The sequence below is a fragment of the Tolypothrix sp. PCC 7601 genome, assembly GCF_025677855.1.
GTDB classification, from domain to species: domain Bacteria; phylum Cyanobacteriota; class Cyanobacteriia; order Cyanobacteriales; family Nostocaceae; genus Aulosira; species Aulosira diplosiphon.
Map to the genome: position 1 here is coordinate 207,246 of NZ_CP064879.1, position 21,839 is coordinate 229,084.

Annotated in this window: 8 protein-coding genes, 1 other RNA gene and 1 pseudogene; 8 read left to right on the forward strand and 2 right to left on the reverse strand. The window is 40.8% G+C overall.

The features are described from left to right. Positions 1-244 precede the first annotated feature (244 nt). On the reverse strand, positions 245-2,797 hold the full coding sequence (locus HG267_RS00860; protein ID WP_096621630.1) for a CHAT domain-containing protein: 2,553 nt from the start codon (positions 2,795-2,797) through the stop codon (positions 245-247). An 893-nt stretch (positions 2,798-3,690) separates the two neighbouring features. On the opposite strand from HG267_RS00860, the gene HG267_RS00865 reads away from it, so the two are divergent. After that, a complete protein-coding gene (locus HG267_RS00865) occupies positions 3,691-4,905 on the forward strand; it encodes a hybrid sensor histidine kinase/response regulator (RefSeq protein ID WP_045867418.1) in 1,215 nt (404 codons plus the stop codon). 285 nt (positions 4,906-5,190) lie between these two features. Here the strand turns inward: HG267_RS00865 and ssrA are convergent. Beyond that, positions 5,191-5,579, reverse strand: a transfer-messenger RNA (tmRNA) gene (gene ssrA, locus HG267_RS00870). Between the two features lie 794 nt (positions 5,580-6,373). Here ssrA and HG267_RS00875 point away from each other — a divergent pair. From HG267_RS00875 to HG267_RS00905, 7 genes and pseudogenes are all read left to right on the forward strand, one after another. Next, the gene (locus HG267_RS00875; RefSeq protein ID WP_096621627.1) at positions 6,374-8,140 is read left to right on the forward strand and encodes a ShlB/FhaC/HecB family hemolysin secretion/activation protein; all 1,767 of its coding nucleotides are present in this window, start codon (positions 6,374-6,376) and stop codon (positions 8,138-8,140) included. Between the two features lie 432 nt (positions 8,141-8,572). After that, positions 8,573-8,934: pseudogene (locus HG267_RS00880) on the forward strand (S-layer family protein); the annotation flags it as partial. Positions 8,935-9,027: 93 nt separating this feature from the next. After that, positions 9,028-11,535: a beta strand repeat-containing protein gene (locus tag HG267_RS00885; protein ID WP_045867414.1), complete on the forward strand. Its 2,508-nt coding sequence runs from the start codon at positions 9,028-9,030 to the stop codon at positions 11,533-11,535. Between the two features lie 64 nt (positions 11,536-11,599). Continuing rightward, positions 11,600-14,287 (forward strand): filamentous hemagglutinin N-terminal domain-containing protein, encoded by a 2,688-nt coding sequence (locus HG267_RS00890; RefSeq protein WP_045867413.1) that lies wholly within the window; start codon positions 11,600-11,602, stop codon positions 14,285-14,287. Between the two features lie 64 nt (positions 14,288-14,351). After that, complete coding sequence (locus HG267_RS00895) at positions 14,352-16,799, forward strand: beta strand repeat-containing protein (RefSeq protein WP_045867412.1); 2,448 nt, start codon at positions 14,352-14,354, stop codon at positions 16,797-16,799. Between the two features lie 91 nt (positions 16,800-16,890). Next, the gene (locus HG267_RS00900; protein WP_045867411.1) at positions 16,891-19,278 is read left to right on the forward strand and encodes a filamentous hemagglutinin N-terminal domain-containing protein; all 2,388 of its coding nucleotides are present in this window, start codon (positions 16,891-16,893) and stop codon (positions 19,276-19,278) included. 64 nt (positions 19,279-19,342) lie between these two features. Beyond that, a complete protein-coding gene (locus HG267_RS00905; protein ID WP_045867410.1) occupies positions 19,343-21,838 on the forward strand; it encodes a filamentous hemagglutinin N-terminal domain-containing protein in 2,496 nt (831 codons plus the stop codon). Position 21,839 lies beyond the last annotated feature (1 nt).

A 21,839-nucleotide genomic window follows, 5' to 3' on the forward strand; every position in this document is an offset into this window, starting at 1 on the left:
GATAAGTAAACTTGTGTTATTAATCTAATCACAACTTTTTTAAGCGGAATACACAGTTTTAGTATATGCTTATTTTCCTTATTCTCTGATAATTTCCAGCTAATTTTTGATAAATATCACACTTATATCCCAAAAAGATAGACAGTGATATCACTGAGAAAAACACTTGATTGACGAGTTCTAAGTACTGATATTTTACGTTCAATAATTTACTATTAAAACAGTACTTATACTTGAGTAATACTTACTGCCAACTGCCGACTAAAACAAAAGCAGACCAAAAGAACGGATCGACAAAATCAGTTTGGCGAATTAGGTTGATTTGGGCTTGTCGCAGTGCTTCGGCTTTAGTGATGTTGGGTTGTCGTAGTTGATCGTAGAAGCGAGTCATCAGCATAGCAGCTGCCTTATCTTTAACTGGCCAGAGGGTGGCGATAGTGGAACGGGCACCAGACTTGACAGCTAATCCTGCTAATCCCAGCACAGCGCGATCATCACCAGTGGCTGTATCACAGGCACTCAATACGAGCAACTCAATCGCTTTCGATGGCTCGTTACCTCGATTTTTTAGGAGTTCGGACAACTCTCTGACATTAACTTCTCCATCCCAAGTAAGTAAGAAAGTATCTTCTAGGCGGGAACTAAATTGTCCGTGGGTTGCTAAATGGACAACATCAGCACTACTAGATTTGACACGATCCGCAAGAGCTTGACCGGTGAATTGCTGATTGAGCAACATCGAAGAAGGTACTGTCTTAGAGATTTGCCTCACTTCTGATTCCACAGCCGGCAAAGCGCTAAAGCCACTACGAGATTCACTGATACCACCAACGATCGCATCAATATGATTTTGTTGGAGCGATCGCGCGGCTATTAATTGCATTCCCGGTGAAAGGGCCACAGCATACTTTTCGATGAGGTATTGCTTACCATCATATAAAGCTGCCATCGGAATATTACGTAAGTGACCATCCAGCACAAATACCAATGTCTTAGTATCTTTGAAAGCTTGGTCTGCTTCTGCTGGGCGAATTAGCCAATCGTAAATCTGTTGAGAAACGCGATCGCGTTCTTTAGAATCGGAGACAGGGTTAAAGCCAACTAATAATTTGTCGAGAGTTTGCTCAATTTCCCCTTGAGATTTGTGTGTCACATAATAACGCAGTGGATGCCCAGTTTGAGAGAGAATAACTGCTAGGCGATCAGGCAAAATAATCGGATAAACCACCGTTGCTGTGGGGTCAACCTGGTCAATCTGTTTAGCTCTATCTAAACAGGCTTCGCGGAAAAAGTTATCTAATTCGGCAATTTGTAGAGATTCGATTAACTCACGGGCTTGCATGAGTTCTGTTTGAGTTGGTTGCTCGTCTAACAGTAAACCTACCAGTTCCCGGTAAACAGGCTCGACACTCTCGCGAAAAGAAAACTGGACATCTGGATTAATAGCCACCAAATCGCCCCGCAGTGCCTTTAAAGCCTTAACTGCTTCACTATAAGCTTTAATTGCTTTTGGGCGATCGCCTTGTTGTTTATACAACTTACCCACCTGCCAAGCTGATTGAGCAATGATATCCTCGGCTTCGAGTTGGCGGGCAATATTGAGGGATTTCTGCGCTAATTCTTTGGCCTGCGCTAACTGCTGTGTCCGACTATAAAGTTTTCCCCATTGATGCAGTGCGTAAGCTTCTGCTTGTGTATCTTGCAGCTGCTGTGCAGACTTAACTGTCACGGCCATCAGTTGACCCAAATCCTTGAGAGGTACGATTTGCTCAGGATTTTCTAAGCGATTGAGGGTAGCAACAAAATTGATGGCTGCGTAGAGGGAGGTATGGCTGGTAGGCAGTTCTGCCAGTTGTTGTTGTATTTGCGGTGCTAAAGGAGCAGCTAGTTCCAGCTTGTCGTAGTCAATGAAAAGTTTAAACAGAGCTAGATGCGCTTGTAATTGATCGCCTGGATTAGCAGTGATTTTTTGTGCCTGTTCAAAGTAATCTAATGCCGCATCCGGATCTTGTAAGTCTACGGCAGTTTTACCCAAATTCAACAAAATAGAACTTAAATGAGGTGTAGCACCAATTTTATTGGCGGCTGCTAAACTTTGCTCTAATATCTGTTGACTCTTGCCAGAATCGCCAATCATTTGCAGCGCTAAACCAAGCGATCGCAACCCACTCACTTTGACTTCTGAATCTGGCATTGCTGCCAGTTTTTGCGTGAGCGCCTCTAACTGCTGTTTAGAACGGCGATAAAATCCTAAACTTTGTAAAGCCTGTGCTTGGTTGATTTGACTACCCAAATTGCCCATCTGGTCGCCTGCTTGCTCATAAAATTTTTGAGCTTGTTGCCAACTTTCCAGAGCAACTTCGGCTTTACCAGTGTGTAGTTGCAAATTTCCTCTAGTATTGAGTATTTGCGCCCAGACAATTGCATCAGCAGGGGGTGAAAGTTTTTGTAAAAGCTTGACACTTTCCTCAATAGATTGACTGGCGGCTGGCCATTGATTAAGTTCCTGTTGTGCCAGTGAGACATAACTTAAACTCAAGGCTTCATTGAGGCGATCTCCTTGAGTGTGATATTGCTGTGCTGCTGTTTGCCAAACTTTAACTGCTTCTGTAAATTGCCCTGAGCGATAGAGGTTTCGTCCCTCTTCTAGCTGATTGGTAGATGTTGAAGCGTTGAAAATAGGATTTGTAGATACTTCCACAGATGCTCTAGCAGGTGTGATAGTTACAGCTAAACACAAACTCAGAAGACTCAGACTGATATATAGATAACGACGTTGTGTGATGAAAAAAGTCATAACTCATTACTCATAGGTTAAAAATTAGTCACAGCACTTTCTTAAATATTGCCCAACTGATGATGCAATCTATCAATTTCAGCTTTTAATGCTGGTTGTTTAGTGAATTATGGAAAAGGCAAGAGCACTGGTGTACCTTTTTGGGGAAATAAGCTACTTGTAGCGTCTCTGATAGGAGAGGACTGTCATTTGTCAAATTGCACTCAATGGCAGAACCGCTATATTTACCAAACCTAACCAAACAACAGTTGCTTTCATCAGTCAGTCTCTAATTACACCTATTAAAGAGCCGATTCAGTACAAGCATTTGATAAAAAATCTGTTATTTAAAGCAAAGATGTAGCGCAATACTTAATGGGGTGTATGCCTACCCAAAAACTGTGCCTGAAACTTTTTTATGTGCATATAATTTATTGTGATCACCTAATATTGAGTGAACTGACTCTGAATGTATATTTCCCAAAATAATATCGCTTGTAACAGCACTACATTATTGATAAATTGAGTCATTAACCAAAAATCAGGGTATGCAAGTAAAAGCAGTTTAAAAGCTAATAAATAAGCAAAAACTATGGTTTAACAGGTGAATTATTGCGTATTTTGGTAAATATAAGCCAATCATGGAGGCATTGTAGCATAACAGGGCGTAAATTAGGCTATTATTCTAAATGCCTCAAAGAACTACTTCATATACCTCTTTCTTTCATACTTTAGCCTTCATACTTCTCCTGCGGAGAGAGACGCTACGCGTAGCTTGCTTCCCCGTAGAGATACAGCCTTCTTGTACTAGAGTCTGCAAATAATTTAAATCAATTATCAAAAGACATGTATAACTTGCTTTTGTTACCTACAGCAGAGGAAAGCTAGCAACTATATTTGCCAAGGGATTAAAAATGATAGAAAATAGTTCTGCCAAATTAAAGCATATTCTTTTAGTAGATGATAATCCTCATAATTTGAAAGTGTTATCAGAAATGATAAACGGATGTGGCTGGAAAACATTAATGGCCACAGATGGAGAATCAGCTATTGAACAGGCAGGATATGCTCACCCATATTTAATCATGCTAGATGTGATGATGCCGGGAATCGATGGATTTGAAACTTGTCGGAGGTTGAAGGCTAATTCTGGTACTGAGAAAATTCCCATTATCTTTATGACGGCTTTATCTGATACTAGCAGTAAGGTTCAAGCTTTAGAGTTAGGAGCAGTCGATTACATTTGTAAACCCTTCCAAGAAAAAGAAGTATTAGCAAGAGTAAAAACCCATGTTTCTTTGTATTCATTACAGGTGGAATTGGAAGAACTTGTCCAAGAACGCACGGCTGAACTGATTAAAGCTAAAGATCAGGCAGAAATTGCTAACCGAGCAAAAAGTAATTTTCTTTCGGTGATGAGTCATGAACTGCGTACTCCTCTTAATGCCATATTGGGTATGACAGAAGGGTTAAAAGATGAAATTTTTGGTACTATCAACGAGCCACAAAAACAAGCACTATTAACTATTGAACAGAGTGGAGAAAATCTGCTGGCTTTAATCAACGATATTCTTGATGTATCCAGAATCGAAAGAGGCACAATAGAACTGGAACTCACATCAGTTAATATTGAAGAAATTTGTAACCATGTTATCGCTATAATTAGTCAAAAAGCGGTAAAGAAAGATATTCAATTACTTGCAGAAATTCAGCCGAATTTAAAGAAAATTACGATTGATAAACAACGTATAGCTCAATCAATAATATATTTACTGAGTAATGCCGTTAAATTTACTCCTCAGGGTGGTCAGGTTACACTAACAGTTGAATCTGTTCCCACATCAGTTTATAAAACAGAAATTAAATATATTGACCCTACGCAAAATCATCATGCTTGGCTGGTCATATCCATAGCAGATACTGGCATTGGCATAGCCCCAGAAGATATTGATAAACTTTTTCAACCTTTTGTGCAATTGGATAGCGGTTTGAGCCGTCAATATGAAGGTAGTGGATTAGGGCTAGTTTTAGTCAAGCAAATTGTCGAACAACATGGCGGTAATATTTGGGTTCATAGCGAGGTTGGGAAGGGAAGTTGCTTTACTATTGAAGTTCCTTTACTGAGCTAAATAAATCGATGAAAATAAACCAAACTAAGTTATAAACCGTCAATAGACTTCAAATACTTACTAATATCTACTATATACTACATATTAGCGTTGCGTAGCAAATAGTAGCCTAAGAGTACTAGAAGCAATGACAGCCATTGACAGTTATTTTTCATGTTTAACTAATAATTTGGCATAACAGGTAAGGAAGAACCAACCATTTACCTTAGGGACTAACCATGTCTTGAGGCTAAAAACAAAATCCACCTAGATATTAAATTATCAGGTGGACTTGTTCAATATTTGTAGTGGATCCGAGCAGAGTCGAACTGCTGTCCAAATTGGGTATTGACCCTCCGCTCATTCACAGGTTTAGCCTATCTGACCCTCAAGGCGGGAATCGTTCATTATCCCGAACGTAGGATGCTCTGATTAAGTCTTAGCTAGCAAGTCAACCAGAGAATACTTGCTAGAGCATCCGTTGGGGTTGGTCTCTAGCCCTTAACGGAGTCGGACTAAAGACGCTCGGACCTATAAGAGGCTATTAGGCAGCAACTAGGGCTTCCTTACGAGCAAATTTTACGATATTGTTCGCATTTACTTTTGTTTTGAGCCTTGGATTTGCGAGAGGAGACTCACTCTCGACCTGAATCACAGAGCAGCGTTCGCCAACCTGTCGAAACCGTGACGGACCCATGTTCTTCATACTTCAATTATAATACGCACTTTGGGAAATGTGTGTTAAGACCAATAATTTTCTGAGCACCAGCTTCACAGGCAACACCCCACCTGCTCAGGGACTTGCGGGACAGAGATGCGATTAATCACGTCTCAATAAGCAGGGGGGACAAAGAATATATTCTCGGAGTACATTGGATAATTTATTTTCTGGAAGTACCTAAGAAATAAATATGTAGTTTATGAGGGCGCTGCAATCATATATTTATTGTATAATTTATAACATTTTATTTTTCTTTTTTTTAACGATTTCAATTAGCAACACTTTATTAAAGCGGCTTTTATCTGTTGCAATGGGAAATTCAGCATTCGGAAAATACGTAGTTTTTTGCTATTCAGATACGAAATTACAGTATAATTTCGGCTTACTAATGCGCTTGAGCATCAGTATGATATGACCAGACATATATAAATAGGTACATTAATTAGTCATTAAAGCTTGGGTACGCGCTCAGGTTTAATCAGGGCGCATGAAAATATTTTGTCAATATTCAAGAGGTAATGGCTATTCGCCATAATTTTGAATTGTTTGTCCTCCTCTCCTGATTTACTTCCCTATTCCCCAGTCCCCATTCGTGAATTTGGCGTTCTGGTCAGTTGGATACAGAAACAATCTGCAGCGTCTTTAGATATTACTTATTTTAGTGTTGGGAAATGGACTTGTTAAGCTTTGATCGCTAACTTATACATGACGATTCAAGCATTGTTCAAGGAGGTAAAGAAACAAAGGTAAAAATTATTACAAAATCTTATGCAGAATAAATGTGTTTTTTTCAGCCAACAAATATTCAGATCCAATTTTTTATTAAAGCCTCTAAGTTTCAGCTTTGTTTTAGCAGCAGTTTTGGGTAACTGTCAAAATACCTATGCCCAAACAGCTAATCCTCAAACCTTACCACCTGGGAGAGTAGAAGAAGTTCCGGTGACACCATTACCTGCGGATGTGCTACCGCAGCCACCAAAAACCAATCCCATACTACCTCCGCCACAATTACCAAATCAGTCAACTCCCTGGCAAGACGATCTTAATGCTAAGTTTCGAGTAGAGCGCATTGAAGTTTTAGGGAGTACAGTTTTCAAAGCAGAACAGTTTGCCACGATTACAGATCCTTTTGTGGGTAAAGAACTCAGTTTTGCAGAGTTGTTACAAATCAAAGATGCGATTACCAAGCTGTACAGCGATAACGGTTATGTCACTACAGGCGCATTGATTACACCGCAAACAGTAGAAGCTGGGGTAATCAAAATTCAGGTGATCGAAGGTAGCGTCCAAGAAATCAAGATTACTGGTAATCGCCGATTGCGTAGTCAATACATTCGCGATCGCATTCGACTTGGTGCAGGAACTCCCTTGAATGTGCCGCGCTTAATCGAAAAGTTGCAACTACTCCGCCTCGATCCGCGCATTCAAAATCTCTCAGCTGAGTTACAGATGGGGGTAACTCCGGGAAGCAATATATTACAAGTCGAAGTTCAAGAAGCCGACACCTTCAGCCTCACAGCATCTCTAGATAATGGGCGATCGCCTAGTGTAGGTAGTTTCCGTCGGGGTGTGGATCTACAAGAAGCCAATTTACTCGGTTTAGGCGACACTCTCAGTATCGGATACGCTAATACCGATGGTAGTAATACAGTTAATTTGAATTACACCCTCCCAATTAATGCCCATAATGGCACACTTTCTTTCGGCTTCAACAAAGGTTGGAACAGAGTAATTGAAGAACCATTCAGCGTTCTTGATATTCAATCGAATACCACATCTTACGAATTTGGCTATCGACAACCATTAATACAAAAACCTTCCCAGGAATTAGCGGTGGGTGTGTCGTTCTCGCGCCAAGAAAGTCAAACTGAGTTAGGTATCGATAATATTGGGCCATTTAAACTTTCACCTGGTGCAGATGCTCAAGGAAGAACCAATATTTCTGCCTTTCGCTTTTTTCAGGAATATACCCAACGTACTACCAGCCAAGTTTTTGCAGCGCGATCGCAATTTAGTTTGGGTGTAGATTGGTTTGGTGCCAATGTTAACGATAACGAACCAGATAGCCGCTTTTTCTCTTGGCGAGGACAGGCGCAATGGGTACGACAATTGGCACCAGACACCCTATTTTTAGCAAGGGGCGATTTACAACTAGCAGCAGATTCTCTCGTACCTCTAGAGCAATTTGGTTTGGGTGGACAATTAAGTGTACGTGGCTATCGCCAAGATACATTGCTTACAGATAATGGCATGTTATTCTCAGCAGAATTTCGATTACCGATTTTGCGTGCCCCAAAAATGGGGGGAGTATTACAGCTGACACCTTTCATTGATGTGGGTAAAGGTTGGAATGTTAAGGGTAGCGATCCATCTCCAAGTACTTTGGTGGGGACTGGTGTAGGGCTGCTATGGAAGCAAAACAATAACTTCTCAGCCCGTATAGATTGGGGTATTCCTTTGACATCTGTAGAAGGGGAAAAGCGTAGTCTCCAAGAAAATGGTTTGTACTTCTCAGTGCAATATTCGCCATTTTGATAAAAGCGAGATACAACCTTTGAATATAGCACTCGCTCATTGTTGGGTATGTGGACTTAATTTATTAAGTCTATTTGAACTGTGGGCTATCAAGAGTGAACGACAAAAGGAAAACAACTTCTATGCAATTGGGCTGGCTAAAGAACATATTGAACAGTGGAATAGTTGTGGGTGCTACGCTTCTCTACAGCAATGTTACTAACGCCCAGGTGATGCCTGACGAAACACTTAATACCAAAGTCTCCCAAAGTAACAATAACTTTACCATCATCAACGGTACCCAGAGGGGAAATAACCTATCAATAAGCTAATGCGCGCCTAAATTGCATAACTACTCAAGAAGGCTGTTAACTGTTAACGGTTGACTGTCAACGGTCAACGGTCAACAGCCCTCATGAGGGATTGTGCAACTTAAAAGCAGAATAGCTTACTGTCGGTGTTGATCCCAATTCTGGTTTAATTGAACTGCCAGCAATATTACTGACTCGTCTCAAGAAATTGCTACAGGCTGTGCGGAAAATCAAGGTAGTAGTTTTGTCGCCACTGGAAGGGGTGGTTTACCACAAAATCCTACACAGGAATTGAGGAGCGATCGCACTTGGTCTGATATTCGTGATATCTCTGCATATCGAAACATCGGTGAGAGAATTACTCACGCACCCAAATTACCAGCAGTTTTAACCGAAGCTACATCTTGGCATCGTAACGCCCAAGGCAAAATCGAGCTAGTTGCTCATCAATCTCCTACTCAGGTGCAACCATCATTAACCTGTGCTGCGCTTCCTAGCATTTAATTTTCCTATAGAGAACATAGCATTTTTCAATCATTAATGTTCATGATGATACAGATTCGGGAATATTAAATGCATATCAGCGCAAATTGAAGGATGCAAACAATGTTTACGAGCTTAGGTTTGCTTAATAGCCTATTGACAAGAAGTGTCATATTGCTGCCATTAGGAATGATTTCTTTAGGAAACAACTTTGCTAATGCTCAGGTGATATCTGATGATACTACTAATACATCTGTTCAGCAAATTGGAAATAATTTTACTATTCTTAATGGTATAGAAAAGGGTAATAATTTATTTCATAGTTTTAGTAATTTCTCAGTTCCTAAAGACGGTTCAGCGACTTTTGATTTAACAAATACACCAAATATTACTAATATATTTAGTCGAGTGACTAGTGGAAAAGCTTCTGATATTAATGGATTGATTAGTACCATCAAGAATAATAACTCCGTCAGTTTATTTTTAATCAATCCGGCGGGAATTATGTTTGGTAAAGATGCGGTATTGAATATTGGTGGTTCATTTGTCGGTACAACAGCCAATAGTATTAAGTTTGCTGATGGCACAGAATTTAGCGCTGTTAACCCAAATACAACTCCTTTGCTGACTATGAGTGTACCTGTAGGTTTACAGATGGGCAGTAATCCCGGTGCCATTAATGTCCAGAATACAGGACATCTTTTGAAGTTCTTTATTCACCCTTTAATTTCTTCTCCAGATACTAGTAAAAATCCCGTAGGATTAGGTGTTAAAACTAATAATAATTTGGCATTAATAGGTGGAGATATAAATTTAGATGGAGGCGTATTAAATGCACCTTCTGGACATATTGAACTCGGTAGCGCTATTAATGGTATAGTGAATTTCAACACTTCGACTTCTAACTGGAGTTTTGATTATAGTAATCTTCAGCAATTTGGTAATATTCAGCTTTTGCATCAATCTCTAGCTGATGCTAGTGGTAATCCTGCAGGTTCGATTCACTTTCAAGGTCGAAATATTACCTTGAATGATGCTTCTGCTGCACTATTAATTAATCAAGGAAGTGGTAATGCTGGCGATATTAGCGTTAATGCCAGTGAATCATTAACATTACGGGGAATTGGCACTGCTGAATTTCCCCAAACTCTGTTGCGTGCTGATAACTTTGGCGATGGTGGAGGAGGTAATATTTTTGTTTCTGCCGCAAAACTATTACTGCAGGATGGCGGTTCTCTTCATGGAATCAATTTTGGTGCAGGGTCGGGAAGTAATATCTTTGTAGATATTCAAGATTTACTTCAGCTTGAGGGATTATCACCAGTTAGCGGATTTGCTAGTTCTATAAACACAATTACCAGAGGTTCTGGGAAAAGTGGTGATGTTGGAATTATTACCAAAAGATTGCAGGTTTTAAATGGTGCTGTAATTGGCAATTCTCCTTGGGGAAATGGTATCGGAGGTAATACTACGATTAATGCCAGCGATTCCATTGAAATTAGCGGCGAAAATTCACAAAATTTGGCTGACAGCGTCATAGTTGTGGGTACATTCAGCCAAGCAAATGCCGGTCATTTAACTATTAATACTCCTAAACTGAAGTTGCGAGATGGAGGAGGTATAGTTAACTCAACTGTAAATAGCGGCAATGCAGGAGATGTAAATATCAATGTTTCAGACACTATAGAAGTCAGCGGCAAAGGTCGTCTTTCCGGTCTTCCTAGCCGCATAGGTGCTAGGGCAGAATTGCTTGCACCACCTATTCGGCAACTATTTGGCTTACCAGATGTAATTACAGGTAATACAGGCACTCTGACCATCAATACCCAAAACTTGCAGATTACCGATGGCGCAATTGTTGGCGTTGATCATCAAGGTGTTGGCAATGCCGGAAAACTAGAAATTAATGCAGGTTCAATCCGGCTTAATAATGGTGGTATCTTGACAGCAGAAACTTTTCAAGGTGAAGGTGGTAATATTTTTATTCAGTCAAATAACTTGATTATGCGTCATGGTAGTTCGATTGTGACGAATGCAGGTGGCATTGGCAACGGTGGCAATATGACTATTAATTCTGCTGTGATCCTCGGTTTAGAAAATAGCGATATCGTTGCTAATGCAATCAAAGGTAATGGCGGTAATATCAACATCACTACCCAAAGCGTTTTTGGACTGCAATATCGTCCTCAACTAACATCAGAAAACGATATCACAGCTAGTTCTCAATTTGGCATCAACGGTACAGTTGATATTAACAATTTTGGTGTTGACCCCAATTCAGGCTTAGTGGAATTACCCGCAAATATTACCGACCCATCACAGCAAATTGCTACAGGGTGTTCTGCAAATACTGGTAGTAGTTTTGTCGCTACGGGAAGGGGTGGAATACCGCAAAATCCGACGCAAGAAGTGAGGAGTGATCGCCCTTGGTCAGACATCCGTGACATCTCTGCATTCCACACCACACAACCAGCACAAGCCCAAATACCTACAACACCACAAGTTCTTGTGCAAGCAACTGGCTGGCGACGCAACGCCAAAGGCAAAATTGAGCTAGTTGCTAATCAATCTCCGACCCAGATGCAACCAGCCTTAACCTGTGCTGCCATACCTCAAAATTAATTACAGTTACAACATTTAGCAAAGGGGGAACAATAAATACACAATCAAAATCAGAAATTGGTGAATGAAATTAACATTTATTGGGTTTGGGATTCTGAGTACAATCTGCATATCTGCTGTTTGCAACAATAGTGTTTATGCTCAAGTCACACCCGATGGCAGTCTCGGCACTGTTGTGAATGGTAGTAGTAATTACCACATTACTGAGGGGACTCGTGTCGGCAACAATTTATTTCACAGCTTTAGCCAATTCTCTATCTCTACAGGCAGTTCGGCATCATTTGACAATGCTACTGATATTCAAAATATTTTTAGTCGGGTGAGTGGTAGTAATATTTCTCACATAGATGGTTTAATTAGTGCCAAGGGTAGTGCTAATTTATTCTTACTCAACCCATCAGGGATGATTTTTGGGCCAAATGCCAGCTTAAATATCGGTGGTTCCTTTGTCGGGACAACTGCCAATAGTATTAAATTTGCCGATGGTATAGAGTTTAGCGCTATTGATACCACCACAAAACCTCTATTAACAATGAGCATACCTGTGGGGCTACAACTAGGAGCTAATGCTGGAGCGATAAAAGCTCAGGGAATACCAGCAAATAATATCTTTTTCCGTCCTTTGCAAACATTTAAAGCTCAAACAGTTGCATTAGTTGGTAGCGAGATTGATATTAATTCCGCCAGTTTCAGCAATCCAGATGGAAGATTTGAATTATGGGCTTTGCGGAATGGGGAAGTTGGATTGAGCAATCAAGCTAAATTGCAATTAACTAGCCCTATTTCTGCCGATTGGGGAACAGTTACACTCAGCCAATCTTCGCTTCTGGATACCACTGGGTTGAATGGAGGAGCAATTAACATTCACGGACGAGGTTTAACACTCAAGGATGGTTCAACAATTTCTTCCGGTACAGGAAAATTTGGTCAAGGAGAGGGTATAAATGTCAAAACCACGGAATTTGTAGATTTGTTGGGACTATCTAGCCCAGAGAATTACGATTTACCTGGATTATCTACTAGCCCATTGGAAAGTGGGGCAAAGGCAGGAGATATTACAATAAAGACCGAGCGTTTGCGAATTGCGAATGGAGCTTGGTTGCAGTCCCTCTGCAATATCTTAGCTCTCGATCCTTTGACTGCCACTTTTACTTTTAAAACAATTAACGATGCTAGCACTGGAAATATTAATATTCTTGCCAAGGATGTGGAAGTGAATGGATACAATCCATTTGTCAATGCTGACTTTGGTATTGCTTTGTTTCGTCCTAGTGCTATTACCACCTTGGTTAATGGTGGTAATAGGAATAACAGCGGCAATATCACTATTGAAGCTGATCGAGTCCGCTTGCTGAATGGAGGTAGAATAAGCACAGATTTAGTCAGTTTCGGATTCATTACCACCGGAAAGTCTGGCGACATCTCAATTAAATCTGCTGAGAGTTTGGAAATTTCTGGAGTAACACCTAGTGGACTTAATGGTGCTGTTATCAGTTCGATTCAACCTTTTGCAGAGGGTCAAGGTGGTAGTATTTCTATCAATACTGGGCATTTGGCTTTGTCCAAGGGTGGAACTATCTCTAGTGCTTTATCAGGAAGTGGTAAGGCTGGGAATATCGCAATTCAAGCAAATAATGTAGAAGTCAGCGACCCAATAATCGATAGTATTAGTCTGACAGTGAGTGGTATCAACGTTGCAGTAGCTAAGAATGCGATCGGTCAGAGTGGAAATATTCAGCTAACAGCAGACAGCTTACGTGTGTTCAATGGTGGACAGATTACTTCCTCCAGCCAAGGTCAGGGAAATGCTGGTAGTGTTAACCTACAAGTGAAAAATCTTGACGTACAAGGAACTTCCCAAAACTTAATTAATGGTAGCTATCTCAACAGTGCGATCGCTGCTGCTTCTGATAATAGCTTTGCTGCTGGGTCTGTAAATATCACATCAGATGCAGTGCGTGTCAGGGATAATGCGGAAATCACTGTGAGTAATACAGGTAGCGGTGATGCAGGCAACCTCAATATTAATGCCAATCAAATCTTTCTCGACAATGAAGCAAGTTTGCGTTCTGAGGTGCATGGAGGCGGTCAGGGTAACATCTATCTGAATGCTAATAATGTTCTGCTGTTAAGGCATGGTAGTAACATCATTACTAATGCCTTTGGTAATTCCACTGGTGGCAATATTAATATCAATGCGGGGTCAATTGTTGCTGTGCCGACTGAAAACAGCGATATCTCGGCTAATGCTGTACTAGGAAGTGGTGGTAATATCCAAATCACCACTCAAAGCATCTTTGGGTTGCAATTTCAAAACCAACTTACACCCAATAGTGACATCACTGCCAGTTCGCAATTTGGATTGAGTGGCACTGTGCAGGTAAATACTGTTGGGGTTGACCCCAATTCTGGGTTAGTGGAATTACCTACAAATATTACCGATCCATCGCAGCAAATAGCTACAGGTTGTTCTGCAAATACTGGTAGTAGTTTTGTCGCTACAGGAAGGGGTGGTGTACCAGAAAATCCTACACAGGAATTGAGGAGCGATCGCGCTTGGTCTGATACTCGTGATATATCTGTATTCCACACCACACAACCAGCGCAAGCCCAAATACATACAACATCACAAGTTCTTGTGCAAGCAACTGGCTGGCGACGCAACGCCAACGGCAAAATTGAGCTAGTTGCTAATCAATCACCAACTCAGGTACAAACAACATTAACCTGTGCTGCCATACCTCAAAATTAATTACCGTTACAGCACTTAGCAAAGGGGGAACAATAAATACACAATCAAAATCAGAAATTGGTGAATGAAATTAACATTTATTGGGTTTGGGATTCTGAGTACAATCTGCATATCTGCTGTTTGCAACAATAGTGTTTATGCTCAAGTCACACCCGATGGCAGTCTCGGCACTGTTGTGAATGGTAGTAGTAATTACCACATTACTGAGGGGACTCGTGTCGGCAACAATTTATTTCACAGCTTTAGCCAATTCTCTATCTCTACAGGCAGTTCGGCATCATTTGACAATGCTACTGATATTCAAAATATTTTTAGTCGGGTGAGTGGTAGTAATATTTCTCACATAGATGGTTTAATTAGTGCCAAGGGTAGTGCTAATTTATTCTTACTCAACCCATCAGGGATGATTTTTGGGCCAAATGCCAGCTTAAATATTGGTGGTTCCTTTGTCGGGACAACTGCCAATAGTATTAAATTTGCTGATGGGACAGAATTTAGTGCTGTAGATTTTACCACTAAACCATTATTAACAATGACTGTACCCATTGGGTTACAAATGGGTATTCATCCCGCATCGATACAAGTCCAAGGTACAGGACATAGCCTAGATGCAACTGATAGTTTTTCACCTGTAATTAATAATCCTAGCTCCACAAAATTACAAGTACAGTCGGGAAAAACCTTAGCATTGGTGGGTGGAAATATCTCATTGGATGGTGCTACTCTGAGTGCGGCAACAGGTCAAATAGAATTAGGGAGTCTGGGAGGTGCAGGATTAGTTAGTTTAGTACCGACTACACAGGGTTATAAATTAGAGTATGAGCAGGGACAAAGTTTTGCTGATATTCAACTAACACAAAAATCGCTATTAGATGTGAGTGGGTTTAACTCCGGTGCAGTTCAACTCCAGGGAAGAAATATCAAAATTACCGATGGTTCGTTGATTCTATCTGAGAATTACGGCAATCTTAAGAGTGGAAATATTAACGTGCAAGCATCAGACGCGATCGCTATTATTGGTACTACACCCAATGCGAAAATTCGTAGTTGGATTAATGCGGAAGCTTTGGGAACCGGAGAAAGCGCAAATCTCAGTATTATTACTCCCCGTTTGACACTCCAAGAAGGTTCAGCAATAAGTACTTCAACTTATGGAAATGCTAACGGTGGTAACATCCAGATTCAAGCAGCAGATATAGAGGTATCCGGGTTTTCACCCCTCAATCCTACTGGCGCGACAGCCATTATCACTACCACTTTTGGAAAAGGATCTGCTGGAGATATCTTGGCTAATGGGAATAATTTACTCATCTCTGGGGGAGCTACATTATCATCAGTGATATTAGGTAGTGGCTCCAGTGGTCAAGTGATGGTTCGCAATCAAAATACCACCGTTATCGGTGAAAACCCTTTTGGGCTTTCTAGTTTTATTGGTATAACTGCCTTTGCCGATGGCAATGCCAAAGATGTAAGATTAGATACTAGTAACTTGCAAATATTAAATAGTGGAATAATTGGTTCATCTGCATTATTTGTCGGTAATGGTGCCAATATCCAAATCAATGCGAGTGAGGCGATCGCTATTAGTGGTCGTGGTAGTAGTAATAACAGTAATATTCGCTCTGCTGTTGTGCGTTTCAGTCCGGAATTACGTCAAGTCTTTGGTTTACCAGATATCCTCACAGCAAATGCAGGGAGTGTCAGTATTACGACACCAAAACTTACACTTGCAGATGGTGGAACAGTCACAGTTACTAGTCAAGGTACTGGGAATGCCGGAAATCTGAAAATTATTGCCGATCAGATCCAATTGCAAAATCAAGCTTTAATTCAGGCGCAAACCGAATCAGGTAATGGTGGTGATATCAGTTTGCAAGTAGGAGATTTGCTACTATTGCGCGATCAAAGCCAAATTACTTCCACAGCACAAGGTAATGGTAACGGCGGCAATATTACCATTAATTCACCCATCGTTTTCGGCTTAGAAAACAGCGATATTACAGCTAATGCTTTCCAAGGTAAAGGCGGTAATATTAACATCACCACTCAGGGAATTATTGGTTTAGAATACCGTTCGCAACTGACATCAGAAAATGATATTACTGCTAGTTCCGAGTTTGGAGTCAATGGTATAGTCGAAGTGAATAATATCAGTGTTGATCCTAATTCGGGTTTAGTGCAATTACCTGGAAATGTCACCGATTCATCTCAGCAAATTGCTACAGGTTGTAATACTTATACTGGTAGTAGTTTTATCGCCACAGGACGAGGTGGTGTACCACAAAATCCAAATCAAGATGTGAGGAGCGATCGCACTTGGTCAGACATCCGTGACATCTCTGCATTCCACACCACACAACCAGCACAAGTCCAAATACCTATAACACCACAAATTCTTGTGCCAGCAACTGGCTGGCGACGTAACGCAATGGGCAAAATTGAATTAATTGCCGATAAATCTTCTGTGAATTTACAATCATCATTAACTTGTGCTGGCCTTAACAAAAGCTAAAAATAAATAACTATAACATTACACAGCTAACCTAATAGCAAAATTTACTTTGGGAAGACTATATACAAAGTAGATAATCACAAACAAGTTGATGAAAATAAATTTTTCTGAGTTTAGCTTCCTGGGTGCAATCTGCATATTGGCTATATCCAACAGTGATGTTCACGCACAAGTAACTCCAGACAGCACTCTCAACACCTTTGTAAGTGGGATTAATAACTATACCATCACCAACGGCACTCGTGTTGGTAATAACTTATTTCATAGCTTTAGCCAATTTTCTATTCCTAACAATGGCTCTGCATCATTTGACAATGATCTTAATGTCGCAAATATTTTTAATCGAGTGACTGGCGGTAATATTTCTACAATTAATGGTTCAATCAGCGCCAAGGGAAGTGCCAATTTATTTTTGCTCAACCCATCTGGGATTATTTTTGGAGCTAATGCCCAGTTAAATATTGGTGGCTCGTTTGTTGGTACAACAGCCAACAGTATTAAGTTTCTGGATGGAGTAGAGTTTAGTGCTACCAATCCGACAGCAACACCTTTGTTAAGCATCAATGTCCCTATCGGTTTGCAGTTTGGGCAAAATCCTCGTGCCATTCAAGTTCAAGCATCTGCTACTCAATTTCAAGTACCGACAGGAAAAACTTTAGCCCTGATAGGAGGAGATATATTTGTAGACAGTCGTAATCTTTCCATTCCTCAAGGAAGAATTGAGTTAGGTGCAGTTGATGTGGGGAATGTTAGCCTTACTCCTAATAATCTAGGCTGGAGTTTAGGTTATCAAGATGTTCCTATTTTTCGGAATCTAGACTTATCTAACCAAGCTCTAATTTCAACAGGTGGTAATGGTGAAATTCATCTATGGGGAGCTGATGTCTCTTTGAGTGGGGGTTCTCGCGTCTCAATTCAAAACATTACAAATGCTCAAACTCCAGGCAAGATTTCCGTTCATGCCTCGAAGCTACTAACAGTCACTGGCGATAATCCCAGTGGCAGTACTACCAGTGCCATTCGATCTGGAGCGATCTTTACTGGGATGGTGAGCAATATTGAAATATTTACACAAGACTTGATTGCTAATAATGGTGGTATTATCCTGACCAGTAACATTAGTAATTCTGTAGGTGGAGGCAATATTACTGTTAATGCCTCTGGCAATATTCAAGTAGCAGGAGTAGGAAAGATACCAACTAATCGTAGTGGTATTTCTGGTCTGACTTTTTTGTCGGGAAAGGGTGGAGATGTGAGCGTAGTTGCGAATCGCTTGGTAATTATGGATGGTTCTGTAGTCACAACCTCCACCATTGGAACAGGTGCAGCAGGAAATGTGGCAATTCAGGCCACAGAATCTATTGAATTGGCTGGAGTTGAAACCGCCTCCACAACTTTTGCTCCTAGTTCCCTGAGTTCTTCAACCCTTGCTGCTGGTAATTCTGGCAACCTGATTGTGAATACAGCTAGATTATCAGTGCAAAGTGGAGCAAGAGTAGAAGCTTCTTCTTACGCTAGTGGAAAAGCCGGAAATGTCACTCTCAATGCCTCAGAATCAATAGAAGTTGTTGGTAAGCCCATAGAATCATTTTTAATTCCCAGTTTTATCGGTTCATCAACAGTTCAACAAGCTGGTTCATCAAGAGTTTTAACTGGAAATAGTGGAGATGTCCAAATTACAACTCAGCAATTGAAAGTTGCTAATCATGGATTAATTAATGTCAGAAATGATGGTCAAGGTAATGCTGGAACTGTAAAAATCAATGCCAATTATTTATTATTAGATACTCAAGGTGCGATTACTGCTGTCACACAAGTAGGAGAAGGTGGCAATATTGCTGTCAATGCCAACACTCTATTGATGCGCCATAACAGTGCGATTAATGCTACATCTAATGCCATTGGTGATGGTGGTAATATCACGATTAATTCACCCATCATTGTCGGCTTAGAAAATAGTGATATTATCGCTAATGCTATTCAAGGTAAAGGCGGCAATATTCACATTGCTACTCAAGGCATTTTCGGTCTAGAATACCGTTCTCAACTCACATCAGAAAACGACATTACTGCCAGTTCGCAATTTGGCATTAATGGCATAGTTGAAGTGAATAATATTGGTGTCGATCCCAATTCCGGCTTAATCAAACTACCAGCAAATATCACCGATTCAGCGCAACAAATTGCCCGTGGTTGTGATGCCAATACTGGTAGTAGTTTTGTCGCCACAGGAAGAGGGGGAATACCGCAAAATCCCACACAGGAGGTGAGGAGCGATCGCACTTGGTCTGATGCTCGTGATATCTCTGCATTCCATACAACAAAACCAGCACAAGCCCAAATACCAAAATCCCCAGAAGTTCTAGTACAAGCCACTGGCTGGCGACGTAACGCAATGGGCAAAATTGAGCTGGTTGCAAATAACTCTCTCAGTCACGTGCAACCATCATTAACCTGTGCTGCTGTTCCTAAAATTTAATCATGTTATTTTTCATACCTTTCCGGGAACGTTAACTTTAACGAGTTCAATCTAGGTATTGGTGATGATAATTATCTACAAAGAATCAAATTTTTGGTTTCAATTGTTGTTAACAGCATTGACCACGGGATTTTTCACTTCAGGCATATCATCAATAGCTTTGGCTCAGGTGACATCGGATGGCACAACTAACACAATTGTCAATACCAATGGTAATGATTTTACGATTCTCAATGGCATAGATAAAGGTAATAATTTATTTCACAGTTTCAGTAATTTATCTGTGCCAACAGGTGGCAGTGCAACCTTTGATTTAACCAATACACCAAATATTACAACGATATTTAGTCGAGTCACAGGCGGTAATATTTCTAATATAGATGGGTTAATTCGGACGCTCAGTAGCAATAACCCAGTCAGTTTATTTTTGATGAATCCTAATGGCATTGTATTCGGGCCAAATGCCAGTTTAAATATTGGCGGTTCCTTTGTGGGAACCACAGCGAATAGTATTAAATTTGCGGATGGGGCAGAATTTAGTGCTGTTCCAAGTGCAGATAAACCTTTGCTGACAATGAGTGTACCTGTGGGTTTGCAAATGGGTCAAAATTCGGGGGGGATTGCTGTCGAGGGCTTAGGGCATCGGATAACAGGTGATGTCTTTACACCCTTAGATCCCAGTCAGAATCCTACAGGTTTACAAGTTTTGGCAGGCAATACCTTAGCACTCATAGGTAATGAGGTAAATTTCTCTGGTGGAATTGTCGCAACTAAAGGAGGTGGACATCTAGAAGTAAGCAGCGTGCAACAGGGGCAAGTAGGACTTACGCCCAGTTTGACAAGATGGGTAGGAGATTATTCCCAAGTCGAGAAATTTAATGATATTCATCTAGCCCAACAATCTCTCCTAGATGCCAGTGGTAGCAATGGCTCAATTCAAATCCAAGGAAAAAACATCAACTTGAGCACAGGTTCAGCCGTTGTGCTGCAAAACTTGGGGGAAAAATCACAAGGAATTACTATCCGCGCCACAGAGTCTTTGAGTTTAACAGGCAATACCTCAGACCAAAGACTAGGCAGCATAATCAAAATTGATAACTTGGGAACAGGTTCACCCGGAGATATTTTGATTGGAGCTAATCAACTCTCCCTGGAAGATGGCGGAGCAATTTGGAATAGGGCGTTTACCGAAGGAGTGAGTGGTAATATTAGCATCAATGTTGAAGGCTTGATAGACTTGAATGGTTTTGTCCTTGGTAATCCGGCGATGCCCTCCTCGATTGCCACAATTACTACTAGCTCCAGTAATGCAGGCGATATTCTTATTTCTACGAGTAACCTCAGAATAAGAAATGGGGGTGGTATTGCTTCTACTACTGTAGGATTTGGACAAAGTGGAAGGGTAGGGGTTAATGCCAAAGACCTGATCGAAATCTTTGGCATTAACCCTATTTCAAAATTATCCAGCTTAATTACTTCGTCAACATTTTTTATAGGTAATGTAAATAGCACTGTGGTGAACACATCCAGATTAATTATTCGAGATGGAGGATTTCTGGGATCTAGCACTCTCAGTCAGGGTGCAGCCGGAAGTGTGATGATTAATGCTTCAGATTTTATCGAGGTAAGTGGTCGTGCAGCTGAATCAATCACATCGAGTCGCATTGCTTCCTCCTCTGAAATACTCGACCTTGTTTTTCAACTCCTTTATGGGCTACCAGCGATTCCCACGGGTGATGCAGGTGCTTTGACGATTAACACACCATCATTACGGGTTACTGATGGCGCATTAGTAACGGTGAAAAATGATGGACCAGGTAAAGCGGGAGATTTACAGATTAACGCCAACGCAATTTTTCTGGACAACCAAGGTAGTATCTCTGCATCAACTGCCTCTGGTAACGGGGGAAATATTCACTTGAATCTGCAAAATGACCTGCTGATGCGTCACGATAGCTGGATTTCTGCCACTTCTAAGGGTACAGGTAATGGTGGTAATTTGTCGGTTAACTCACCTGTGATTGTGGGATTAGAAAATAGTGACATTATTGCCAATGCTGTTAAAGGTCAGGGAGGTAATATTGATATTACTACTCAAGGTATTTTTGGAATAAAATATCGCAACCAATTGACAAGTGAAAGCGATATTACTGCTAGTTCTCAATTTGGGGTAAATGGTACAGTAGATATTAATAATTTTGGTGTTGACCCCAATTCTGGTTTAGTAGAATTGCCAGCCAATGTTACCGATTCATCTCAACAAATTGCTAGTGGTTGTTCTGCAAATACTGGTAGTAGTTTTGTTGCCACAGGAAGGGGTGGTGTACCGCAAAATCCCACACAGGAAATAAGGAGCGATCGCACTTGGTCAGATACTCGTGATATCTCTGCGTTCCAAACAACACAACCAGTAAAAGTACAAATACTAAAATCTCCAGCAACACTTGTCCAAGCCACTGGCTGGCGACGGAACGCAATGGGCAAAATTGAGCTTGTTGCAAATAACTCTCTGAGTCAAGTGCAGCCATCATTAACTTGTGCTGCTGTTCCCCAAATTTAAT